The organism is Deferribacter autotrophicus, assembly GCF_008362905.1.
Taxonomy (GTDB): Bacteria; Chrysiogenota; Deferribacteres; order Deferribacterales; family Deferribacteraceae; genus Deferribacter; species Deferribacter autotrophicus.
In genome coordinates this window covers 174325-199487 of record NZ_VFJB01000006.1, presented here as the reverse complement: position 1 = coordinate 199487, position 25163 = coordinate 174325, and the positions used below count along the sequence as shown (strand labels likewise).

22 protein-coding genes are annotated in these 25163 nt (G+C 32.3%); 9 read left to right on the top strand and 13 right to left on the bottom strand.

Going from position 1 to position 25163, the window contains the following annotated elements; all coding sequences use genetic code 11:
• Positions 1 to 29: 29 nt before the first annotated feature.
• Positions 30 to 827 carry an enoyl-CoA hydratase-related protein gene (locus FHQ18_RS08700; protein WP_149266782.1) on the top strand — a complete coding sequence of 266 codons (798 nt, stop codon included), beginning with the start codon at positions 30 to 32 and terminating at the stop codon, positions 825 to 827.
• Positions 828 to 829: 2 nt separating this feature from the next.
• Positions 830 to 1546 carry an enoyl-CoA hydratase/isomerase family protein gene (locus FHQ18_RS08695; protein WP_149266781.1) on the top strand — a complete coding sequence of 239 codons (717 nt, stop codon included), beginning with the start codon at positions 830 to 832 and terminating at the stop codon, positions 1544 to 1546.
• A 224-nt stretch (positions 1547 to 1770) separates the two neighbouring features.
• Here the strand turns inward: FHQ18_RS08695 and FHQ18_RS08690 are convergent, their stop codons facing one another.
• The 10 genes from FHQ18_RS08690 to FHQ18_RS08645 all read right to left on the bottom strand — a co-directional run bounded on the left by FHQ18_RS08690 (position 1771) and on the right by FHQ18_RS08645 (position 10761).
• Complete coding sequence (locus FHQ18_RS08690) at positions 1771 to 2211, bottom strand: hypothetical protein (RefSeq protein ID WP_149266780.1); 441 nt, start codon at positions 2209 to 2211, stop codon at positions 1771 to 1773.
• Positions 2208 to 3044 (bottom strand): HDOD domain-containing protein, encoded by an 837-nt coding sequence (locus FHQ18_RS08685; protein ID WP_149266779.1) that lies wholly within the window; start codon positions 3042 to 3044, stop codon positions 2208 to 2210. The genes FHQ18_RS08690 and FHQ18_RS08685 overlap by 4 nt, the downstream gene beginning before the upstream one ends.
• The gene (locus tag FHQ18_RS08680; protein ID WP_149266778.1) at positions 3037 to 3504 is read right to left on the bottom strand and encodes a hypothetical protein; all 468 of its coding nucleotides are present in this window, start codon (positions 3502 to 3504) and stop codon (positions 3037 to 3039) included. The genes FHQ18_RS08685 and FHQ18_RS08680 overlap by 8 nt, the downstream gene beginning before the upstream one ends.
• 9 nt (positions 3505 to 3513) lie before the next feature.
• The gene (locus tag FHQ18_RS08675) at positions 3514 to 3915 is read right to left on the bottom strand and encodes a hypothetical protein (RefSeq protein WP_149266777.1); all 402 of its coding nucleotides are present in this window, start codon (positions 3913 to 3915) and stop codon (positions 3514 to 3516) included.
• 15 nt (positions 3916 to 3930) lie between these two features.
• Entirely contained in the window at positions 3931 to 4512 is a 582-nt protein-coding gene (locus FHQ18_RS08670) for a UbiX family flavin prenyltransferase (protein WP_149266776.1), read from the bottom strand.
• Positions 4512 to 5363 carry a UbiA-like polyprenyltransferase gene (locus FHQ18_RS08665; RefSeq protein WP_149266775.1) on the bottom strand — a complete coding sequence of 284 codons (852 nt, stop codon included), beginning with the start codon at positions 5361 to 5363 and terminating at the stop codon, positions 4512 to 4514. The genes FHQ18_RS08670 and FHQ18_RS08665 overlap by 1 nt, the downstream gene beginning before the upstream one ends.
• 1 nt (position 5364) lies before the next feature.
• Positions 5365 to 6312 carry a ferrochelatase gene (gene hemH, locus FHQ18_RS08660; RefSeq protein WP_149266774.1) on the bottom strand — a complete coding sequence of 316 codons (948 nt, stop codon included), beginning with the start codon at positions 6310 to 6312 and terminating at the stop codon, positions 5365 to 5367.
• Positions 6312 to 7319: a uroporphyrinogen decarboxylase gene (gene hemE, locus FHQ18_RS08655; RefSeq protein ID WP_149266773.1), complete on the bottom strand. Its 1008-nt coding sequence runs from the start codon at positions 7317 to 7319 to the stop codon at positions 6312 to 6314. The genes hemH and hemE overlap by 1 nt, the downstream gene beginning before the upstream one ends.
• An 807-nt stretch (positions 7320 to 8126) precedes the next feature.
• Positions 8127 to 8333, bottom strand: coding sequence for a copper chaperone CopZ (gene copZ, locus FHQ18_RS08650; RefSeq protein WP_149266772.1), 207 nt, complete (start codon positions 8331 to 8333; stop codon positions 8127 to 8129).
• A 52-nt stretch (positions 8334 to 8385) separates the two neighbouring features.
• On the bottom strand, positions 8386 to 10761 hold the full coding sequence (locus FHQ18_RS08645) for a heavy metal translocating P-type ATPase (RefSeq protein ID WP_188020379.1): 2376 nt from the start codon (positions 10759 to 10761) through the stop codon (positions 8386 to 8388).
• Positions 10762 to 10906: 145 nt separating this feature from the next.
• Here FHQ18_RS08645 and FHQ18_RS08640 point away from each other — a divergent pair, with 145 nt between their 5' ends.
• Complete coding sequence (locus tag FHQ18_RS08640; RefSeq protein ID WP_246798716.1) at positions 10907 to 11203, top strand: ArsR/SmtB family transcription factor; 297 nt, start codon at positions 10907 to 10909, stop codon at positions 11201 to 11203.
• Positions 11204 to 11210: 7 nt separating this feature from the next.
• On the top strand, positions 11211 to 13298 hold the full coding sequence (locus tag FHQ18_RS08635; protein ID WP_149266769.1) for a heavy metal translocating P-type ATPase: 2088 nt from the start codon (positions 11211 to 11213) through the stop codon (positions 13296 to 13298).
• Positions 13299 to 13342: 44 nt separating this feature from the next.
• Here FHQ18_RS08635 and FHQ18_RS08630 read toward each other — a convergent pair whose 3' ends face one another.
• A complete protein-coding gene (locus FHQ18_RS08630; protein ID WP_188020378.1) occupies positions 13343 to 16276 on the bottom strand; it encodes a PAS domain S-box protein in 2934 nt (977 codons plus the stop codon).
• Between the two features lie 144 nt (positions 16277 to 16420).
• On the opposite strand from FHQ18_RS08630, the gene feoB reads away from it, so the two are divergent.
• The 5 genes from feoB to FHQ18_RS08605 all read left to right on the top strand — a co-directional run bounded on the left by feoB (position 16421) and on the right by FHQ18_RS08605 (position 22902).
• Complete coding sequence (feoB, locus tag FHQ18_RS08625) at positions 16421 to 18355, top strand: ferrous iron transport protein B (RefSeq protein ID WP_149266767.1); 1935 nt, start codon at positions 16421 to 16423, stop codon at positions 18353 to 18355.
• Position 18356: 1 nt separating this feature from the next.
• Positions 18357 to 18578, top strand: coding sequence for a FeoA family protein (locus FHQ18_RS08620; RefSeq protein ID WP_149266766.1), 222 nt, complete (start codon positions 18357 to 18359; stop codon positions 18576 to 18578).
• Between the two features lie 301 nt (positions 18579 to 18879).
• Positions 18880 to 21390, top strand: a complete 2511-nt coding sequence (locus FHQ18_RS08615; RefSeq protein ID WP_149266765.1) for a molybdopterin-containing oxidoreductase family protein — start codon at positions 18880 to 18882, stop codon at positions 21388 to 21390.
• Positions 21387 to 22196: a 4Fe-4S dicluster domain-containing protein gene (locus tag FHQ18_RS08610; RefSeq protein ID WP_149266764.1), complete on the top strand. Its 810-nt coding sequence runs from the start codon at positions 21387 to 21389 to the stop codon at positions 22194 to 22196. Before FHQ18_RS08615 ends, FHQ18_RS08610 begins: the two co-directional genes overlap by 4 nt.
• A gap of 1 nt (position 22197) precedes the next feature.
• Complete coding sequence (locus FHQ18_RS08605) at positions 22198 to 22902, top strand: cytochrome b/b6 domain-containing protein (RefSeq protein ID WP_149266763.1); 705 nt, start codon at positions 22198 to 22200, stop codon at positions 22900 to 22902.
• A gap of 267 nt (positions 22903 to 23169) precedes the next feature.
• On the opposite strand, the gene FHQ18_RS08600 is transcribed toward FHQ18_RS08605, so the two are convergent.
• Positions 23170 to 24315 carry an ATP-binding protein gene (locus FHQ18_RS08600; protein ID WP_149266762.1) on the bottom strand — a complete coding sequence of 382 codons (1146 nt, stop codon included), beginning with the start codon at positions 24313 to 24315 and terminating at the stop codon, positions 23170 to 23172.
• A 382-nt stretch (positions 24316 to 24697) separates the two neighbouring features.
• Positions 24698 to 25162, bottom strand: a complete 465-nt coding sequence (locus tag FHQ18_RS08595; RefSeq protein WP_149266761.1) for a HyaD/HybD family hydrogenase maturation endopeptidase — start codon at positions 25160 to 25162, stop codon at positions 24698 to 24700.
• Position 25163 lies beyond the last annotated feature (1 nt).

Sequence of the window (25163 nt, the reverse complement as noted above, 5' to 3'; positions counted from 1 at the left end):
AAACTTAAACAATTATTCAGGGGTTATCGATGGAATTTAAATTTTTCAAATATGAAAAAGATAGTGCAATACTAAAAGTTTTTTTCAACAACGATGAAAATATGAATGCTCTCACATGGGATTTTTTCAAAGAATTGCCAGAAATTGTGAATATGGCAGAAAATGACTCTTCAATTGCTGCTGTTGTCTTTTACTCTTTAGGAAAACACTTTTCCATTGGACTTGATATCTTTAATTTTGCTACAAATTTTCCAGATTTAATGAATACTGACATTAAATCAAAACGAGAAAAACTATACAACTTAATCAAAGAAATGCAGATTGGCATGAATTTAATGGAAAATGGAAAGAATATATATATAGCTGCAGTAAATGGATACTGTATAGGGGGTGCCCTTGATTTTATTGCAGCCTGTGATCTGAGATTTGCTTCTAAGGATGCTATTTTTTCACTTCGTGAAACAAAGCTAGGGATTATTGCTGATTTAGGAAGTCTTCAGAGACTTCCCTATATCATTGGCTTTGGAAATACAAAATATCTTGCCTATACTGGTATGGATATAGATGCTACAAAAGCAAAAGATATACAGCTGTTAAATGAAGTATTTGATTCCAAAGAAGAACTGCTTAAGAAAGTTTTTAATATAGCAAAAACAATTGCAGATAATCCCAAAGATGCAGTTTCAGGCTCCAAAAAATTCATAAACAATCTTAATAAACATATAATCGAAAGAGAGCTTGACGCAATTGCAACTCACAATTCGTCATTTTTAGATTTTCTTGACGTAAACAATAACTTACAAAAAATGTTGAAGAACAGGGGGTAAAGATGGAAAGATTTAAAATAGAAAAAAAAGAGACTGTTGCATATATAATTATGGACAATGGTGAAAATAAACAAGACTTAGAATTTGCATCTCAGTTTTTACAGGCATTGGAAGAGGTTGAAAAAGATGTAAATGTAAAAGCTTTAATAATAACCTCAAGTGATGAAAAAAACTGGTCTCAAGGGGTTCATGTGGAATGGATACAAAAAGAATTTTTTTCTAAAAATTACAATTCTGTGAAACAATTTTTATATACGATGAATGATGTATTCAAAAAAATAATTTTCTATCCAATCCCCACCATCGCCGAAATTACAGGTCATGCTTTTGGAAACGGTGCACTCCTTTCATGTTGCTGTGATTTTAGATTTATGAGAAATGATAGAGGATTTTTCTGTTTTCCAGAAGTAGATGTAAAAATTCCTTTTCTACCTTCTATGATTGCTTTTGCTAAAAAAGCCATTCCATACCAAAAATTTCAAGAGATAGTTTTTACAGGAAATAGATACACTGCAAAAGAGCTTGAAGAAATGGGTGTTATTCATAAAGCTACTGATAACTTGGAGCAGTTAAAGGGTTTAACTTTTGAATTTGCAAAATCTTTTAATAAAGCAAGAGGTATTTACGCCGAATTAAAAAGAAGAATGTTTGTGGATATAGAAATGGCCTTTGAAAAGGATAAAGAAGTTATAGAGCCTTTACATATTTTTGTCCCATAAACGAAATAACACAATATAAAAAAAGTAAGGAAATAGAGAAATAGGGAGATAGGAAAGAGGGAAAAAGTGAAAATATGGTATGTTCAAGGTTCAAAGTTCAATGTTCAAGGTTTAAAATAGGCTGAGGTTAAGGTTGAGAAGAATAGGAAAATGATGAATGATGAATTTTGAATCTTGAACTTTTTCTACTTACTCGCCTTACTCTCACCTTCACATTTATATAGCTATTTTATTAATAATTCAAAATTACCTTTATAAATATATTCACGCCTATCAATGCGATAAGCTGGATTAATGAAACTATCATCATGTTCTAAACTGTATTCATACTCAAAATTTACGTATTTCACATCCGAGGGGATATTTAAGACTAACTTCTTAATATTCGAAGACTTAAGCCTGTTTATATAAAAATATTTATCAGAAATGTTCCTAACTCTAACCCTTAATTTTAAGTTACTCATCACATAGTTTCTGTTATTTTTTAATACAATCTCCACAGATTTTGTCTCGCCAACTCTTTTTACATTGTAATAAATTATAAAGTCAGCATTTTTTTGAGAATAATTATAATTTCTAGTCAAATTTTTATTACTTTTAAAATTAAAACTGACAGTGCAGCCAAATAATGCAATTAATGAGAGTATTAAAACTACTTTTTTCATTTTAAAGCAAATAACTCCTTTTCACTTTCATAGATATCTTCAAAAATATTTTCTATTTCCAGCTCTGTTTCTTCATCTATATTTAATAACTTTTCAATTTCCTCTATTTTATCTTCATCAAAAAAGCTTACAACATTTATCCCTTTCCTGCTAATTATATTATCAGCATAATCTATAAACATGCAGTAATCTTTATGTGCAGATTCTGTATAATTATGATGATGTAGTATGGAATCTGAATAAATATCTGGCAGATTCCATATTTCAGCCAACTTTGCACCTACTTCAGAATGGGTAAGACCAAAAAGCTCTTTCTCTTTTTCATACAATGATTCATTGCTACCATAAATTTCACTTATCATTATCTCATAATTATCAATATATTGGTTCATTATAATTACCCCAATATCATGCAACATCCCTATCAGAAAAGTCTCTTCACTCACTTTATTATTCGTTTTTAACGATATAATCCTGGCATAAATGGCTACAGCCACAGAATGCTCCCACACCTTGTGAATAAGTAAACTTGCTTTAAAGTTTTCAAATAAAGCTTTTGTGGATAATGCTACTACTAAATTTTTTATATTATTAGCACCTAAAAAACTAAGGGCTTGAGTTAAATTTTTAATTTCATTCCGTGGAGAATAAAGAGCAGAATTTGCAAGGCGCAAAATAGAAGCTGTAATATTCATATCTTTTGATATTACCGATACTAACTCTGCAAAAGAAAAATCCGGTTTATTTAAAATATCCAAAACTTTTTTTGCAGTTTGTGGCATTGTTGGCAAATCTTCAATTGTCTCTAACTTTTCCAACAACTCTCTACTCATTATCTTTATTTACCTTTTTCTTCTTCTCCTCTTCAGTTTCTTCAAATTCTTTAGATTCTTCCTCACTAATTTGAGATTCTTCTATTTGGCCTTTTTCCTCTTCAACTCTCTCTTCTATCTCAGTTTCATACTCTATATCTTCTTCTAAATCTTCAACCTCTTCTTTCTTCACCTCATACTTTTTAGCTTTTATCTCTTCTACTAACTCATTAAGCTCATCAATTTTCGCATCAATCTCTTTAATGGTTTCATACTCACCCATTAATTCCTCTTCGACCAATTCCCCTTCATCCAATAGTGCTACTACTTTTTTCCCTAATAGTTTTAATCTCTCATCCTTTTTTTTAGTCAAAGATGCAATTTCTATCCTGATCTTACTAATCCTAGTTAATTTCGATACTTCTAATTTACCTTTTTCAAATGTTTCCTTTAACCACTCAAATGTTTTATCATTCTTCATCATATCCTCCTAATTTCCTAAGAACTTTATTTTAAATAAATATAACGCTGCTAACATCCCTATATTTAAAATAAATGAAATAAAAAACAAAATTTTCCAAAAAGTAGAATTCTGACCACCAGAGATTTTTGGTAAATCTTTAAAAAATACATTGAACAAAGAATCTTTAATTCTTATCCACGGGCTTGACTCATAAGCCACATAATCCATTGAGAGAAACTTACTGTTTAAAATACCATCCTTAACATCATTAAAAGATAGTTTCTCAAGCAACAAACCATTTAATAGCTTCACATCAAAAACATTTGGTTTCTTGTTATATTTGTATTCAGCACCACAAGACTTACATACAGTTGTACCTTTCTCTTTAAAATCAATAAAAGTATTACAAGATTTACAAATAGCGCGCATTATATCCCCCTATTATTAGGACCACCTTTTAAAAAGATCCGTGTCAATATTCATTATATCAAAAATTTTACCGATAATAAAGAGAATTAAATCTTCTATGGTTTCAGGATTATGATAAAAGGCAGGCGAAGCAGGAATAGTAATTGCCCCATTTCTTGATAGTTTCAATAAATTTTCAAGATGAATACTGTTTAACGGAGCTTCTCTAAAAACCACAATTAACCGTCTTCTTTCTTTTAAAGCGACATCAGCACACCTTTCTACTAAATTTGAACTAATCCCCCCAGCAATTCTTCCAACACATCCCATAGAAGCAGGAATAACAATATAATCACTCACTTTAAACGAACCACTAGAAACAGGCGCAGCCATATTTTTATAGTCATGTAAAACCACCTTTTCTGTTTCAACATCATAATGCTTTAAAAAATCATTTATAGTAGTAATACCATTATTTTCATATATAATGTTCTTTAATCCGTCATCTGTAATAGTTAGGTGTATTTCAATATCATCCATTTTTGAAAGATGCTTTAAAAAATATCCTGCATAAATGCTGCCACTTGCTCCAGTTACTCCAACGAATACTCTCCTCATCAAATCACCACTATATCTAAAAATGTAAAAACAAAAATCGTAAGACTAATGTATGCATTGAGATTAAAAAATGCCATATTAAGTTTTGAAAGGTCATGAGGTTTTATCAATTTATGTTCATAAATCATAAATATACCACAAATAACCACACCAAACAGATACACTAAGCCTAAATCAAAAAGATATTTTGCCCATAAAAAAAGAATAAAAGCAATAATATGGAAAAATCTTGCAAGATAAATTGTTTTTTCAACCCCTAAAAATCTCGGTATTGAAAAAAGATTATGTTCTCTATCAAACTCTATATCCTGAATGGCATAAATAAGGTCAAAACCAGCCACCCAGAACATTACCCCTACCCCTAACCAAATTATTCTGTAATCAATATTACCAGTGATTGCTACCCATGCTCCCATGGGAGCAAGACCAAGGGCAACCCCAAGAACAATATGGCATAAAAAAGTAAAACGCTTTGTATAAGAATAAAGTATAAAAATAACTATCGGTATAGGGGAAAGCTTAAAACACAATGGGTTCAATTTATATGTTGCAATTTCATAGATTAAAAAGGCAATGATAATATAAAGAATCGCTTCCCATTTTTTTATTTTACCAGCTGGTATTTCTCTATTTGCAGTTCGTGGATTTTTTGCATCTATTTCTGCATCGGCCACCCTGTTGAAACCCATTGCCCCAGTTCTTGCTCCAAACATTGCCACAGCTATCCAAAATATCTTGTCCAAAGATGGTAAACCCTTTGCAGCAATTATTGCTCCAGTAAAAGCAAATGGCAGGGCAAAAATGGTATGCTCTATTTTTATCATCCTAAAAAAAGCCAATACCTTATCCAATTCACTCCTCCAATATACTTATAATAGCTTCAGCAAAGTCATCAGAATCATTTAAACTACTGGTTCTAACTATATTTATACCTTTTTCTTTTGCATTTTTTATATACTGCTCATCAAGTTCAATCAAAGTTTCAATATGGTCTGATACAAAAGAGATTGGCACAACAATCACATTATCAATTCCTTTCTCAGAAAGTTTCTCAATCACATCTTTTGTTTCTGGTCCTAACCATTTTATTGGGCCAGTCCTGCTTTGAAATGCAAGCTCATACCCTTTAATTTCTAAATTTTTTAAAATTATATCTATCTGTTCATGAATTTGTCTGGCATATACATCCCCTTTTTTCAGGGTATATTCAGGCAAAGAGTGGGCAGAAAAAAGAATATAACAATCTCTTAAATCCTTTTTAAGCTCATTTGCAGCATATTTGATTCTTTTTTCAATACACTTATTATATTTTTCATTCTTATACCAGTAGGGAATTATTTTAAAATTTCCAGTTGGCGGTATAACATTTATTGCAGAATAAAAACGTTTGAAACAGGCTCCACTTGTTGTATAAGAATATTGAGGATACATTGTCATTACAAAAATTTTTTCAAACTTTTCGTTTTGTAAAGTTTTTACTGTTTCCTCAATAAAAGGTTTATAATAGCACATCCCCACTTCGGTACAGAGTTCTCGTTGATAATGTGTCTCATATTTTTCTTTAACTTTTTGAAGTAAATTTTGCAGATGTTTTATCTGGGGGGAACTCCCCCCCATTTTGATATAATCAGGCATCACTTTTTTACTTCTTCTTTTTGCGATTATTTTCGCAACAAAATTTTGCAGTTTACCAATTTTAAAATCTATTATATCCTTATCAGAAAAAAGATTATAAAGAAACTCCTCAATACCTTCTAAAGAATCAGGCCCTCCCATGTACATCACATAAAGTAAATCCATCAAATCTCACCTTTAATCACATCCACTAGGAATTTTACATTTTCCACAGGGGTACCTGGTAAAATACCATGCCCGAGGTTGAAAATATGCCCCTTAATTTTACGCCCCTCATTAATAATTTTCAAAGCATACTCCTTGATAACATCCTTATTTGCAAAAAGAACAGTTGGATCCATATTCCCCTGTAACACAAATTTATCCTCAGTAAGCATGGAAAAATCTTCAAGGGTTATTGTCCAATCCACTCCAAGAGCATCACAGTTTAACTTTCTAAGAGATTTATAAAATGTAGCTCCATTTTTAGCAAAATATATTGTTTTTGCTCCCTTCAAATTTTTCAAAATATAATCCACATAAGGGAATATGTATTTTTCATAATCATAAGGAGACACAACACCAGCCCATGTATCAAACATCTGTACAATCTTGCATCCATTATCTACCTGAGCCTGAAGATATTTTAATGTACTAACTGATAATTTTTCCATTAAAACTTCAAAACCTTTCTCGTCATTTCTCATAAAACTTTTGACATTTTCAAAATTTTTAGAACCACCACCTTCAACCATGTAACAGGCAAGAGTAAAAGGTGCGCCAGAAAAACCTATTAATGGAACATTCAGTCTTTCCACTAATAACTTAACTGTTTCAATTACAAAAGGCAGATCCTTTTCTGGCTCTACAACTCTCAAGTTTTCAGCATCTTCCTTTGTCCTGATTGGATTTGAGATTACAGGCGCAGGATTGAAATCAAGGTTAACCCCCATAGGCTCAATTGGGACTAGAATATCAGAAAAAAGAATAGCCGCATCCATTCCAAAAGCTCTAATAGGCTGCAAAGTAACTTCACAGGCAAGCTCAGGAGTCTTGCAGAGCTCAAGGAAAGTTACCTTGCTTCGTACTTCTCTGTACTCTGCCATATACCTACCTGCCTGCCTCATCAACCATACCGGAGGTCTCTCCAGCTTTTCACCATTTAATGCTCTTAAAATCAAATCGTTAAACATTCTCCCTCCTAAACATAAAAATTATTTTTAAATTACCAAAATATTTTAAATATCGCAATAAAATAAATAACTGGAGTCACCCCATTTTTTGCAAAACATTGTTTTAATGAGTTTATGGAGAAACATTTTTCGTAGTTTTCATTTATGAAAATTAAATTTATAAAAATAATAATTTCTATTTTTATCCTATTTTCGGGGGGTTTTAAAGGGGGGTTACCCCCTAAATTAGTTTTCTGAAAAGAAAACTAATTTCCTAAAACATTTATTTACGGTCTTATCCTCTTTTTGGGGGATTTAAAGGGGGTTTACCCCCTTTAAGTCCCGTTATGGATGGCGGTTTTAGAGGGACAACCTCGGAAAAAAACAGGATGTTTTTTGAGAATGAGCAAGAAAATAGCAGACACATTTTCTCTCAATAAAACATATATTTCGTTTTAATACCAATTAATTACAAATTTGAAAACTTAAAAAAAGGGGTGACCCCATAATAAATAACCGACACCACCATAAAATTTACAAAATAACGTTTTAGAAATACAGATAGAAAACACTTTAACACTGTAACACGTGATGCGTAATAACGTAATGCGGTTTGTGGTTTACGACTTAAGAAAACGTTAGAACATGCAAACGTTCAACGTTGAACTTTGAACCCGTGTAATAAAAACATATGAACATAATATAGCCTTCGCTGTCTTGATATTATCAGACTCACTTGAGTTAGTTGATAGCTCTATTACACGGGTTGAACCTTGAACTATTTCTACTATTTTCCTCAAAAAGACAGTTAGCGCCGATAAGCGCTAACTATTTTGGTTCGTAACCTGCTTCTTCGATTGCCTCTTTCAGTTGTTCAATAGTCACTTTTTCATCATCATATTCTACTTCTACATTCTTAGCCTCAAGACTAACAATTGCATTTAACACACCATCAAGGGATTTCAGTTCTTTTTCCACAGCCATCTTACAATGATGACAACTCATTCCTTCAACACCGATTACAATTTTTGCCATACTTTCCTCCTTGTAAATTTAATGATGAATCTCTTCACCTTCAAGCTCTAAACTAAAACTTAAACTCCCATTTTTTCAAACGCAAAGCATTAGTTACTACAGAAACTGAACTAAAGGCCATTGCAGCTCCAGCAATTATAGGACTTAAAAAACCCGCAGCAGCCACTGGAATACCAATAATATTGTAAATCAATGCCCAAAATAAATTCTGCTTGATATTTCTCATGGTAGCCCTGCTCAGCATCAGCGCAGCCACAATTTTTCTCAAGTCATCAGCCACAAGAGTGATATCAGCGGCCTCTATTGCCACATCAGTGCCAGTACCCATGGCAATACCTACATCTGCTGTGGCAAGTGCAGGAGCATCATTTATCCCATCCCCTACCATTGCAACAATCTTACCAGCACTTTTAATCTCATTTACTTTATCCGCTTTCTCATTAGGAAGAACCTCGGCAAACACATTCTCAATTTTAAGTTTCTTTGCTATTGCCTTTGCAGTAATCTTATTATCCCCAGTAAGCATATAAACGGAAATACCTATTTTATGAAGCTTTTCAATTGTCTCCCTTGCATACTCCTTTACACTATCTGCTACAGATACAATTCCCAGAAGCTTCTCATTTTCAGCTACGTAAAAAGTGGTTTTCCCTTCACTGTCAAGTTCTTCTTTTACACTTTTAAGCACAGAACAATCCACACCTGTAACCTGCATTAATTTCTCATTACCTATCACTATTTTTTTGCCATCAATCTCTGCAGCAACACCCAAACCACTGAGCACTTCAAAATGGGTAGTATTTTTAAACTGTACATTACTACTCTCAGCTTTCCTAACGATTGCCTGAGCAAGGGGGTGCTCACTCATTTTCTCTGCAGAAGCTGCCATCATAAGAAGGTATTCTTCATCCACCCCTTCAGCGCACACAATGTCTGTCACCTCAAACTCGCCCTTTGTAAGTGTCCCTGTTTTATCAAAAACAATAGCGTTTACCTTGTGAGCTGTTTCAAGATACTCACCACCTTTAAACAGGATACCCAATTGAGCCCCTTTACCCGTGCCCACCATAATGGATGTAGGGGTAGCAAGTCCAAGTGCACATGGACATGCAATAACCATCACAGCAGTAAAATTAATAAGTGCTCTCGTAAAATTCCCTGCATCTAACCAAAAATACCACAAAAGAAATGTAATAATAGCTATACCAATAACAGTTGGTACAAAATATGCTGAAACAACGTCTGCGAATCTCTGAATAGGAGCCTTCGAAGACTGTGCCTCTTCAACAATTTTTATTATCTGCGACAAAAATGTATCCTTACCAGTTTTAGTCACTTTAACTTTCAAATAACCATTCTTGTTGATCGTAGCACCAATTACCTCATCCCCAACCTTCTTCTCTACAGGCACACTTTCACCGGTCATCATAGATTCATCCACAAAGGATGCACCTTCAACCACTTCACCATCAAGAGGTATCTTTTCACCCGGTTTAACAATCACTATTTCCCCAACCCTTACGTCATCCACAGAGACCTCAATCTCCTTACCATCTCTCACTACCCTTGCACTGGCAGGTTTCAACTCCATCAGCTTTTTAATAGCTTCAGAAGTACGCCCCTTTGCCACAGCTTCAAGATATTTCCCAAAAAGAATCAATGTTATCAAAATAGCAGAAGTTTCAAAATAGAGATCACCACCTCTAAATACATTGACGAAACTGAAAATATAAGCTGCACTCGTACCCAGTGCAACAAGCACATCCATATTTGCTGATTTATCCTTGAGACTTAGATATGCACCTTTATAAAACTGCATCCCTGGATAAAATTGCACAACTGATGCAAGCAATAACTGCAAATAAGGATTAATCAAAAATGATAGACTTTCTATTTTCAAAAAATGAACAAACATTCCAATAAGAAGAGGGAAAGAAAAAAGTGCTGAAATAATGAGCATTTTTCTTTTTGAGATAATCTCTTTTTCTTTGGAAAATGATTCTAAAGAATCTTTTCTTATCTTTGCATCATAGCCAATCCCTCTAATGACATCAATTATCTGAGATTCATCTACAATTGTGCTTATAAATTTTACTTTACCTTTCTCTGTAGCAAGGTTGATTACCGCATCAACAATTCCCTCTGTCTTTTTAAGCTTCTTCTCAATTCTGTTTGCACATGCTGCGCATGTCATACCAATTATATCAAGCTCTACTTCTGACGTCGGCACACTGTAACCTGTATCCTCAATGACTTTAATAACGTCAGCTATATTTAATTTCTGGGGGTCAAATTCCACTTTTGCCCTTTCCATGCTCAAATTAACATTTGCAGAAATAACTCCTTCAGTTTTGCTTAATTTTCTTTCAATTCTACTTGCACATGCTGCACATGTCATACCTGAAACAGGTAAAGTAACCTCTTTCATCGCCATCTCCTACTTATACCCTGTAATAGTATATATATTAGTCCCTTGTTCATAAAAATCAATATTTTTTACTTACTGCTTGACAAATTAGCCTGATACTTCTATTTTATATTTGAACAATTGAACAAATATGAGGATAAATAAAATGAAACAAATAATCAGCGAAAAAGATATTGAAGCACTTTCAGGGCTTTTTAAAGTCCTCGGTGACCCAACAAGAATCAAAATTTTGAGTGTTTTAAAGGATAATGAACTCTGTGTTAATGAAATCACAGAAAAATTAAATCTTTCAGTATCTGCCATATCACACCAGCTTAATACCCTTAAAACTGCAAAACTTATTAAAAGTCGCAGAGAAGGGAAAAATATATATTACTCATTAGATGATGAGCACGTTGATATTCTTTTCAAAAATGCTTTAGAACATATCAGACATGGGTAGGAAAAACATGAAAAAATATTTTTTAAAAGGGCTCGACTGTCCAGCATGTGCAATAAAAATTGAAAATGGTTTAAAGACTGCTCTTTCAGATGAAACAATATCAATAAATTTTACCTATAAAACAGTAACTCTTAAAAGCGAACAATATAAGGATGCAAAACATATTATAAAAAAATTAGACCCCGATGTGGAGTTGATTGATTTATCAAAAAAAGAAGTAGATATTGACGATTCTGTTAACACTAAATTCGAGTTCACAAAAATTCTAATTGCTTTAATGCTATTTACAATCTCTCTTTTTTACAAATCAAAACTATCAGCTTATCCTCTCTTTGAATATACAGCCTTTCTAACCCCCTACTTCATTATAGGTTATCCTGTAATACTCAAAGCAGCTAAAAATATTAAAAACAAACAGATTTTTGATGAAAACTTTCTAATTTTGATAGCTACAATCGGTGCCATTGCCATTAAAGAATTACCGGAAGCTGTAGCAGTAATGCTCTTTTACAACGTAGGGGAATATCTTCAAAATTTAGCAGTCGGTAGATCAAGAAAATCTATTAAGAACCTGCTCAATCTAAAACCTGAAACTGTAAATATTATTAAAAACGATACTTATATTACAGTGACCCCAGAAGAAGTTAAAATAGGAGATATAATACTTGTAAAACCAGGAGAAAAAATACCTTTAGATGGAGTGGTTGTAGAAGGAAGCAGTTTCGTGAACACTTCTGCACTTACAGGAGAATTTGTTCCAAAAAGAGTAAAGGCAGGGGAAGACATCTTATCAGGAATGATAAATGAAAGCGGTCTTTTGAAAATAAAAGTCACAAAAGAATACAAGGATTCCACAATAGCAAAGATATTAGAACTTGTGGAAGAAGCTTCCAGCAGGAAGTCAAAAACTGAACAGTTCATCACAAAATTTGCAAGATACTACACACCATTTGTAGTTTTTACTGCACTTTTCATAGCTTTTATTCCCCCAATAATACTTCCAAATCAAACCTATGCAAACTGGATTTACCGCGCACTGATACTCCTTGTCATTTCATGTCCATGCGCTCTTGTGATTTCTATCCCGCTCTCCTATTTCTCAGGAATTGGGAAATCTGCTAAAAATGGTATTCTTGTAAAAGGGAGCAACTACCTAGAAGCACTTACTGATACTGAAGTGGTAGCATTTGATAAAACTGGAACACTTACAAAAGGGGTATTTAAAATAAACAGAATTGTCACAAAAAATGGAGCATCAGAAGATGAAATTTTAAAGTATGCTGCTTATGCAGAAATAAATTCGAATCACCCGGTAGCAGAAGTAATTGTTAAATCATTTGGACAGCCGATAGATAAATCAAAGATTGAATCATTTGAAGAAATAAAAGGTTATGGATTGAAAGCTGTCGTAAACGGAAAAACAATTCTGGTGGGAAATGATGGATTGATGCATATGAAAGGTATACCTCATGATGATTGCGACGTAGAGCATTCTGTAGTTTACGTGGCTGTGGATGGTAAATTTTTAGGATACATCCTCATCGATGATGAGATAAAAGAGGAATCTCTACAGGTTGTAAACAAACTTAAACAGGTAGGAGTAAATAAAGTCATAATGCTCACTGGAGACAATTTTAACGCTGCGAAAAAAATTGCTGACAAACTGAATATAGATGAATTTTATGCAGGTCTGCTACCTCAAGATAAAGTGGATAAATTAAAAGAGATAAAAGACAAACTGTCTGAAAAACAACGAGTGGTTTTTGCAGGGGATGGTATCAATGATGCTCCCGTTATAGCCTTAAGCGATATCGGTATCGCAATGGGTGGAGTGGGCTCAGATGCAGCTATTGAGGCTGCTGATATTGTAATTATGGATGATAACCCTTTAGCTATTCCAAAAGCTATTAAAATAGCAAAACATACAAAAAAAATTGCAAAGGAAAACATTATATTTTCTCTTAGTGTAAAAGGAATTTTCATCATCCTTGGAATATTTGGTGTTGCCACAATGTGGGAAGCAGTCTTTGCTGATGTGGGTGTAGCACTCCTTGCAATACTGAATTCATTAAGAATTTTTACTTACAAAACTTAATTGTATGTGCAAAATTAATTGCAGAATATGGAGATTTAGTTTTATTACAAATATTCTAACAGATTGTTGAGACTAAATGGTTTAGAAATCACAGGCACTGACACTTTTCCTTCTTTGAACTCCTCTGTCGCATAACCAGTCATTAAAACAATGGGTAAACTAACACCTTCTTTCTTCAAGATATCAACCAATTCAATTCCGCTCATTTCAGGCATCATAATATCTGAAATCACCAGACCTATATCATCTTTGTTTGCCAAAATAAAATCCTTTGCTTTCAATGGATTATCAAAAACCGTCACTTTTCTACAAAGTCCTGACAACATAGTCCCTACAGAATGCGCTAAGTCTTTATTGTCATCTATCACCACCACATGTTTGTCTTTTAACAATTTAATTTTTTCGTTTGCATTTATTAAATCTTGATTTTCTTTAGATTTCATCTCAAATAACGGTAAATAAATTGTGAATTTTGTATATTCTCCTTTCTTAGTATCCACAAGAATATAACCATTATTTCTTTTAATAAAGCCATAAATGGAAGCAAGGCCAAGTCCTGTCCCTTTTCCTCTTGGTTTGGTAGTAAAAAATGGCTCAAATATTTTATCCACAATACTTTCATCGATACCAGTTCCATTATCTTCAATAATTATTTCAGCATATTTACCTTTGTTTATAGTAAAAATTCCATATGGTTTATCTTCATGAAAAACTTTTTTATCTATTGTTATTTTAATATATTTGTTATCCCTCTCAACCTGCTCAAGTGCATAAACAGAATTATTTATCATATTCATAAACATCTGATCTAAATGTACAGGATCAACTTTCACAATTACCTCTTTCGTTTTCCTTTCCAAAATCAGTTCAATATCTTCTCTCACAAGCCTTCTGTATATATCCACTGAGTCTACAAGATATTTAGACACGTTGATTAAAACCGGCTGGTGAGAATCTTGCCTGCTAAAAGCAAGAAGCTGAGATATAAGGACAGATGCCTTATCCACAGTTTCAATCATCTTATTAAAAATTTTTTTATCACTTTCATTAGTCACTTTCATTTTATAAACCTGCAAATATGAAGAAATTACTGTTAAAATATTATTAAAATCGTGAGCTATCCCACCAGCAAGCTGTCCAAGTGTCTCAAATTTTTGTTGAGCTATCATTTTGTCTTTAATCTTTTTATGCTCAGTAATATCAATGCCAAACTTTACATAAACATCCTTGCCTTTATAATTTGTTTTTGAAATTATGGCACTTTCAGTATAGATTGAGCCATCCATTTTAACGTTTTCAATTTCACCACTCCAGAATCCATTTTCTTCCAGTTTTTGCTTAATTTCATCAAAAAATTCCTTATTAAAAAATATACATTTTTTATCCAAATATTCATTTTTTTCATACCCTGTAAACGATAAAAAGTAATTATTTGCATATATTATTTTCCCATCAGTATCCATCACTGAAATAAATACAGGAGAATTTTCAATCAAATAACCATAAAATTTCAATTCCTCCTCATTTTCCAACTTATCTGTTATATCTCTTAAAATTGTAAAAATTCTATCTTCATTATCCATGCGAAAATATATTGCCGAACTTTCAAATATTAACTTCTTACCATCCTTTTTCTTAAATACTGTAATCAAATTGGACAATTTACCTGATTCCTTAATATTAACCATGAATTTATTTCTTTCTGCTTTATCAAAATATAATTCACTTACATTCATTTTTTTTATTTCATCTTCTGTAAAACCAAAGGTATTTTCCACATTGCCAAAAACATCGATAATATCACCTTCGAAATTTGTTATTATAATAATATCATATGTATGTTCCAAAACCATTTTATAAAGCATTAAAATTTTCTTATGCTTTTTTTGGAAATAATTATATATAGAAAAACCTGCAGCTAATATAATTAAGACCAATATGATGAAATATACTAAATTTTTATCCAAATGAATTTTATCATCAGGAGCATTCAAAACTAAGCTATCTTTTGGAAGCTTTTTTAAATCAATATTAAAATTTTTCAGTAAATTATAATCAAAAACCCACCTACTCAATTTATCAGTTGAAACTAACGGCAATTTTTTTATACTTTTTCCTTCAAGAAGTTCTAAAACATACTTTGCAACTATCCTCCCTTTTTCGCTACAACTTAATACCTTTCCACCTATTACACTCCCTGTCTCCATAGCCTCATTATAAAACGTATATAAAGGTATCTTTAAATTATTAAATAGAAACTTATTTATGCCTTCTACAAAACGTATCTCACTATGATTATTTAATGCACTCATAACTATCAGAGCAGTATCCTTCTTCCCTTTAAATCTTTCAACTATTCCATCTAAACTCAAACCATCCAATAATTCTATATCAACATTCTCAAATTTATTTCCTTTAATAAATTCAGTTATTTCAGCTTCTAAAAAATCACGTAAAAGTTCAAAATAAGAATCACCTAAAAATACTATCTTCTTTATATTTGGCTGTAAATTTATTATCTCTTTAACCAAACCGGGATAATCATATTTTTCATAAATCCCTGTGGTAAGATTATCTAAGACTATTCTATCTTTAAGATTTATTACATTAACAAACACTATAGGAACATTATAAAATAAACTATCTCTTAAAGAATATACAAAACTAAGTGCATCATTTCCTATAGTCACAATAACATCTGGAATATTCATTGAATATTTCACAAAAAAACTTCTGTTCATTGTATCAAAATAATGAAAATCATTATTTATTCTTGTACTATCAATAAACTCTGTTACTATCCTTATTCCTTTTCCTGGGCCAGTAAGTGTCTTTTCTATTGTATCATAGATATGATGAGACATTTCATATTCTTCATCATGCGAGTGAACGATTAAAACAACATGGTCATAAGAAGCATAAGCAATAGAAATTATTAATATCAAATATGTTAAAATGAAAAAAAATATCCTTTTCATAATCATAGTCTTTACCTATAAGCAACTATAATCTAGATTTTTTATTAATAAAATACAATATAAATTCTTTACAAATATTCCAGAAAAAAATTGTTGACAAAAACAAAAGTTAGATATATCTAACTTTTTGGTATGGAGGTAACAATGCACAAGAAAGAATACAAAGTGTTGCTTGTGGGCAACCCAAATGTGGGTAAAAGTGCCCTTTTTTACAATATCACAAAAAAATATGCCTCCGTATCAAACTATCCAGGAACTACAGTCTCAATATTCAAAGGTAAAACAAAAATAGGTACCCACCATGAAATTGAGATCATAGATACACCCGGATTTTACAATTTTTTGACTATTACAGAAGAAGAAAAAGTAACAAAAGAAATTATATTTAAAAAAGAATATGATTGTATCCTCCATGTGGTAGATGCAAAAAATATTGTTAGAATGCTCCCTTTAACTTTTCAGCTGATGGAAGCAGGTATCCCTACCATACTTGTTTTAAACATGTATGATGAACTTGAATGCAAAGGGATGGAAATCAATATTTCCCATCTCGAACACGACCTCGGAATACCTGTAGTAAAAACTACCGCCATAAAAAACAAAGGCACAGAAAACCTCATATCAAGACTTGTAAGTATCTTAGAAGGTAGATATAACTTTCAACCTGTAAATATAAATTATGGTAACAACATTGAAGTTTATATCAAAAAAATTACTTCACTTTTGAAAAACGAATATCCTATTTCAAAAAGAGCTATCGCTTTACTACTACTGCAAAAAGATAAAGATACTATAGAATTAATAAAAAGTGAGAACAATTACCCTGAAATAATTAAAATTATCAATTCCCTTCCTGAAGATTTGAACATAGAAATATCATCAAAAAGATTGAGTTTTTCGCAAGAATTATGCAGCGAACATTTTTATTCAAATGGTAAATCAAAAGGATTTACCATAAAACAGTTTCTGGATAAAATTACATTACACCCAGTGGCTGGGTTTATTGCTGTTTTACTAATACTATATTTTGGTTTTTACAAATTTGTAGGACAGTTTGGAGCAGGTACCCTTGTAGATTTTATTGAAACAAAAATATTTGAAGAAAGTATCAACCCATACATCAATAATCTGTTTCACAAACTCTTAGGTTCCACCATATTTTTTAATCTATTCGCTGGCGATTACGGTATAATTACACTTGGACTAAGATATGCTATTGCCATCGTGTTACCTGTGGTTTCTACTTTCTTTTTTATGTTTTCTCTGCTGGAGGATTCAGGATACCTTGTTAGACTATCCATTATCCTTGATAAATCACTCAAGAAAATTGGTTTGAGCGGACGTTCTGTAATCCCTTTAATCCTTGGGCTTGGCTGTGGCACTATGGCAACTGTTGTTACTAGAACTCTTGAAACAAAAAGGGAAAGACTCCTTGTTACTTTTCTACTTGCACTAACCATCCCTTGTTCTGCACAGCTTGGCGTAATTTTAGGCTTATTTGAGCAAAGCTTCTCAGCTTTATTAATATGGTTTTTCACAATCTTGATAGTATTCTTATTAAGCGGCTTCATACTAAACAGATACACAAAAGGGAAAGGGGCAAGCTTTTTTATGGAGGTACCGCCTCTTAGAATGCCTAGTTTGAAAAATGTCTTTTTGAAAACATATTCAAGGCTAAAATGGTATGCCCTAGAGGTTATCCCTCTCTTTATTTTTGCATCTATCCTAATCTGGATTGGAAAAATAACAAAACTTTTTGACCTTTTCTCTCTTATTCTCTCCTACCCCGCAAAACTAGCGGGACTTCCTGAAAAAATGGGGGAAATCTTTCTTTATGGCTTTTTCAGAAGGGATTTTGGTGCTGCCGGACTATATGACATTCAAAATATCCTTTCTATCCGTCATTTACTTGTAGCAAGTGTCATACTTACTCTTTTTGTTCCATGTATTGCCCAGCTTTCTGTCATGATAAAAGAAAGAGGATTTAAGACCTCAATGATAATTTTTGGTACTGTCATCCCTTTTGCTTTTTTTGTGGGAATCATCCTCAATGCAATCCTTGTAATGGTGGGTTACTGATATGAGGCTAAACGATGCAAAAGTAAATAAAGAGTACATTGTAGTTGAAATTGACAAAAACGATAAAGATGCCTTAAAAAAAATATGTTCATTGGGAATTTTACCTGGACTAAATATGAAAGTTATTCAAAAAAAACCAATGATAATATTTGAAGTTTTCCATTCACGTTTCGCCATTGATAAGGAGCTAGCAGACAAAATTATTATCAAAGAGCTTAGTTAAAGCTGGAGTTTTACATATTTATAAATAATTATATTTGAATATATAAATATTTGATAAACAAGCATTTTTCCTCATCAAACATCGTTTCATTTCTAACAAAAATCTACTTTTTAAAAAATTTTTATTAATTTTGTTTTCTCAAAAACTCCCATCTAACATGTATTATTTAACCTTATCACCAAAAATAAAAATGTTTGTTAGACACAACCATTTAAACAATTATTGCAATGTAATTGCAATTAAAGTTATATTAAGATTGTAGGAATTTAAAAACAAAAATTTTTGATTTTGGAGGTTGATTATGCCCTGTATAAGCAGAAGAAATTTTTTGAAGCTAGGAGTAGCTTCAACCTTGTCTGCAAATCTACTATCTATTCAAAAATCTTATGCCGAAGTTTCTTCCGTTGATTTTGGAATGGAAAAGAAAGTACCCGTTTTGTGCAGAATGTGTGCACAATTTTGTCCAATGCTAGCAGTTATACGCGATGGGAGGGTAATAAGAGTAGAGTCAAACAAACACACACCACATCCAGGAATATGTGCTCGTGGTAGAGCAGCAATGGGAGCATTATATAATCCTGACAGAATTAAATATCCATTAATCAGGGTAGGAAAAAGGGGAGAGGGCAAATTTAGAAGAGCTACATGGGATGAAGCTCTAAACATGATCGCTGATAAATTAAAAGAACTTAAAAATAAAGGTGAAGAGCATCTTGTAGCTTTTCTTCCACGATTTAATAGTGCTCCAGAAATGGATAAACAGTTTTTCAAAATTTATGGAACCCCAAATATTGTAGGTTATGGAGATACCTGTTTTGGTAATTCTCTTGTAGTTAGTTTTGGAGCAATTTTTGGAGGTAAAGAGGATAAAGGTGTACCTGGTGGCGGAACTGGAGCTCTCACACCTGATTATGAAAATGCAAAATACGGATTGCTCATAAATAGAAACCCTGGCGGCGGACTTGTAACATTCCCATGGGGTATAATGTTTGGTCGTGGAAAGAGAAACGGATTGAAAATTACTGTAGTTGATCCTAGGAAACCATCTGAAGCAGGAGAAAGTCTCACTGATTGGCTACCTATCAGACCTGGAACAGACCTTGCTTTCCTTTTAGCCTTAACTAACATTATTTTAACCACTGACGGCTACAACAAGGAGTTTTTAAATAAATATACCAATGCTGCAATGCTAATTGATGATGAAGGAAAACCTGTATACACAGAAAAAACTGATGATAAACATTTTGATTATCTAGTATTTGATGAAGCTGATAAATCCTTCAAATTATCACATCTTGCTCAAAAACCTGCATTGATAGGAACATTTGAGTATAACGGTAAAAAAGTAAAAACAGCACTTACAGCATTAAGAGAATCCTCAAATCAATATACTCCAGAATGGGCTGAAAAAATCACATCAATCCCAGCAAGTAAAATTAAACAAGTAGCTGAAAATCTGATTAAGAATTCCCCACAAGTATTCATCGAAAGAGGATACAGATCAACCAGATATGAAAACTCAATGGAAGAGAAACGTGTAATTTTGATATTAAACGTTCTTTTAGGAAACATTGGAACAAAAGGTGGAATGATTTTGCAAAGAAAAGTCAAGACAGCCCACTTTTTAAAAACACCAAAACCTCAAAAAAAACCTATCAGTCTCTACTACAGAAAATTTGATAATTTCTCATTTATTAACACAGCAAATTACAGAAGATTATTTATCAAGTCACTTTTAGAAGAAAAACCCTACAAATGCAAAATGGCAGTTTTTTGGGGACAAAACATAATAGGTGGTTCAACAGGTGGAGAAGAAATAATTAAAGCTTTAGAAAAACTTGAAATGATTGTAGCTGTATCCCCATTTTTCAACGAAACAGTTCTTTATGCTGATGTGGTTATTCCCGATGCAATGTTTTTAGAAAGAGATGAAGCAATAAGAACAAAATTCAAAACACCATATCCGGTCATAGCAATCCATAAAAAAGCTGTAGAACCACTTTTTGAAGCAAAAAATGGTTACTGGATTGTTCTCGAACTCGCAAAAAGAGTATTTGATAGTGAAACCTATAATAAATACTTTAAAGAATTCGAAGAGAAAGGTATTCAAGCCATCTGGGATAAACAGCTTTCACATATCAAAGGGTTTACTGATGAAGAAAAAGCTGAATTCTCAATACCTGCCCTTTTTGAAAAAGGGGTTTGGACAGGTCATATAAAATACGGCGTAAAAGCTAAAACAAAATCGAAAAAAATAGAAATATACAGCACTTTCTTCCTTAATAACTATCTGAAAATGAAACCTAAAAACGAAAAATTGGCTTCAATACTTGATCCAAAATTTAAATATATTGAACCATACTGGAGAACATCTAAAAATTATCTTGGCAATGATGAGTTCGTACCAATAACAGCATTCAATCCTTTGAGTTCATTTACCGGTGCACAAACTAAAAACAACCCAATTTTAAAGGTTTTGGGTGAAATGATTGATTGGGATGCAGTGTATATTAACAAAGCAAAAGGTGAAAAATTGGGGTTAAAAGATGGAGACATGGTGGAAATTTTCAATATAGAAAAACCTCATTTACCAACGTTGGCTAAGGTAAAACTAGTGGAGTATGTTCATCCTGATGCTCTCTTTGCATATTACGGAGTTGGCGCTGGTTTTTATAATAAACTCAATAAATTTCTAACTTATGCTCCACAATACGGTTTGAACCCAAACCATATTGGCAATTTCAACTTTTCACCACTTGATGGTGGTCAACTTTCTCAAGATTTCATTGTAAAAATAAGGAGGGCAAAATGAGCAAAAATTTAATTTGTTACGACTCCATATCCTGCATTAGGTGTTATGCATGCATGATAAATTGTGCAGTGGAAAATAGAGCCAGACAATTTAGAGATAAAAACAAAAGATATGAACTTGCTGTAAACGAAACAAATGAAAGCTACTACTATCTTACTCCAGAAATACACGAATATGGAAAATACCCAAAAACTCAAAAAATAACTAAATTTAATCACTGCAACCATTGTGAAAATGCACCATGTATGCAAATATGCCCAGCTAATGCTATTGAAAAACGAAAAAATGGTGCTGTAGTAATACATGATGAAATCTGCGTAGGATGTAGATCCTGTATGGATGCATGCCCCTTTAATGTTCCCAAATATGATATTAAAAGAAATAAAACTTTCAAATGTATATTCTGCTACGACCGTGTAGAAAATGGGTTAAAACAGGCTTGTGTTGAAGCCTGCCCAACAGGTGCTATGTTTTCAGGAACTTTTGAAGAGGTAAGAAAAGAAGTTTTAAAAAGGATTGAAAAGTACGAATCTACCTATAATGAGCCTTTTGTGGCTTATGGGCTGGAGGAAATAAATAATTATGTGGGAAGTCTAGGATGGGTTACTATTGTTCCTAAAAAAGAGCTTGAAGCATACAAATTACCAGAAACCCCATACAAAAATGGTGTTGCATTAAGAAATATTGCCAAAAAAAGTGCTCCTGTATTAATTGGTGCTGCTATTGCTGCTACAGCAGGCCATTTCCTTTACTGGCTTGCTAATAGGAAAAAAGTTGTAGAGCAATCTTCAAAAGAGGAGGAGTAAAATGTTAAAAAAAGCTGATACAAAAATAGAAGTATTTAACCAAATTATTATTTGGTATCATAAACATATAATACATTTTATGTTCTTCTTCATAATTACAGGTTTACCTATTCTATCCGACAAATTTAAATTTCTCGCATATATTTTTGGTATCCCAGTAAGCTGGCTTGGTGAGATAAATACATCTGCAGAAATTTTGAGTGTAGGTATTCAGGTAGCAAGAATTTTTCACAGGGTTACAGCATTATTTTTCATCCTTGCTTCAATTCCATTTGTAATTGTAATGTTAAAGGATATCAAATCATGGCAAATCTGGCCAGAAAAATGGGGTATAAAAGCTATTTTTGGTGGTATAAACGATCTTTATAAAACTTATATAAAGTTTGAGCATCCTGAAATTGGCAAATATAACATGGGGCAAAAACTTTTTGCATGGTTTATAATTATTGCAATGATTATGATGACAATTTCCGGATGGATACTCGCTTTTAGAGATTCCTATAGCGAAAATCTGTGGCAGTGGGCACGAGGAATACATGCTATCTTCTTCGTATTAATCACTTTCTTTTTAATAATTCATATATATATAGGAACCCATCCAATAAATAGATGCGGTCTTAAAGCAATATTCCGTACAGGTGAAGTTGATTTAGAACATATAAAAGAAAAACATTCTCGCTGGTATAAAAAGCTTACAAATTCATAAGAAGGAGGTAAATCCTCCTTCTTTTTCTTTTCAAAACCATAATTCTTAATTTTTTTACTTTTAAAATCTATTCCCAATAGATAACTTGAGGATATCGCACAGCAATGTTCTCAAATAGTTATTGATATTGCACAAGCAATATTATCTAGTTGCATTATGTAAAAAGAAGCTCTTTTGTCGAAAAATACTCCAATTTTTCGATATTTTTTGAAAGAACTTTCAAAATTTTTTATGGGATTCGTAGATAATTTAGCTTCTTATTTTATATCACAACTGACTAATATCTTTCCATGAATATAATAAATAATTTTTGTATTTAAAAGTCTCACCACCATATACTATAATATCTTTTGTCAAATAATCATAGCTTGGAAATTTAGAAAAATTTTTGAAAAAGCTTTCCGAAAAAGTTTGAGAAAGTTTTATTTCCATCAAATCCAGCTCAATTCCATTGTCAATAACAACATCAATTTCAATACCTTTATGATCCCTGTAGAAGAAAAGATTATCCTGCTCTACTTTATTAAATCTATTTTTAAGCAACTCTGCAACCACAAAACTTTCGAAAATTGCTCCTTTAAGAGGATGAATTTCGAGATGTTCTACTCTTCTAATCCCCAATAAATAGCACAGCAAACCGGTATCCAAAAAATAAACCTTGGGAGTTTTCACCAGTCTTTTTTTAATGTTTCGAAAAAAAGGATATGATATTTTTATTATATAACTAGCTTCTAACACACTAACCCATGATTTAATTGTATTATGACTAACTCCACATGCCTCTGCAATACTGCTTAAATTCAACAATTGACCGCTTCTTGCGGCAATAAGCTTTAAAAACATTTCAAACTTTAATAAATCTTTTACATTTACAAGTTTTCTCACATCACGTTCTAAATAAGTTGATACATAAAAAGAAGCCATGTCTGTGGGATTAATTTTCTTATCAAAAATTCTCGGGAAGAAACCCGTAAACAATACTTCATCTAATTCTTTATTATCCAGATTAGAATAAGCCTCGTCCAAGGAAAATGGTAAAAGTTTTACAATTGCAACTCTGCCTGCAAGAGATTGACTTATATGCTCCAGCATCTCAAACTGCTGACTTCCTGTCAAAATATACATCCCTGAGATATTTTTCTCATCAACAATGGTCTGAATATATGAAAAAAGACCAGGGACATACTGAATTTCATCTATTACAGCACCATCAGGAAATCTATTTAAAAATCCTTTTGGATCTTCTTCAGCAAATTTTCTTTCGTCCAAATCTTCCAAAGAAACATATCGTTTATCCGGAAAAAGCATCTTACAGAGAGTAGTTTTACCCGATTGTCTCGGACCTGTAATTGTTATCACAGGAAACAGTTTTGACAATTCTAAAACTCTATCACTAACTTTTCTTCTTATCATACAAGAATGATAACAATTTTAGTGAAAATTGTCAATTCAACTTACAATTTTCACCATTAAAGATAGCTTTTCTCTCAAACACTCAAAATTGAAGTTAAAATTCTAATACCTACCAATATGTAGCACAACTCCCTCATAGATTTATTTTACAATCTGCGAAACTTCTTAGTTCATCCTGAAAAAGATTTTTCAGGATGAACTAAATAATAAGATGTAAATTTATAATTTTTTTTAAAATTCTACAGATACTCTCTATTAGAATAATAAGCGGATCAAACGAGGTTGAAGAAAACTCATACAAATTAACTGCTGAAGTCTCGGAAGAAATCGACAAAAAACTAAGCCTTTTACCAAGAAAAAACAATAAATATTTTGTTTATTATTAAGTTATATTTTCTATTTCTTTCACCAGTAATTCTGCCAGTATAGGCAACTTTTCTTCTAAACTATTTGATAAAGTTGTACCAGCTTCTATATTCTCAGGAATCACACCAAATAGTTTTACAACTTTCGGTAATCTTTCCCTCATTTCACTTAAAAGTAATACCTCCTGTAATCCAATCTGATGTGGAGACATTTTTGTGGGAATCCTATCAAGAATGATATCATCTTTGTCATATATCCTTATTTCTCCCGGCTTTCCATCAACATCAACAACATCCACTATAAAAAGATAATCAGCTTCTTCAATAACATGCATTGCCATTATTCCAAGAGTGCCTGCATCAAAAAGTTTAACATTATCAGGAAAAGTATAATTATTCTCCAAATACCTTACAAAATGAACGCCAAACCCTTCATCTGATAATAAAACATTTCCTGCACCAAAAATAACAATATTGTCCAAC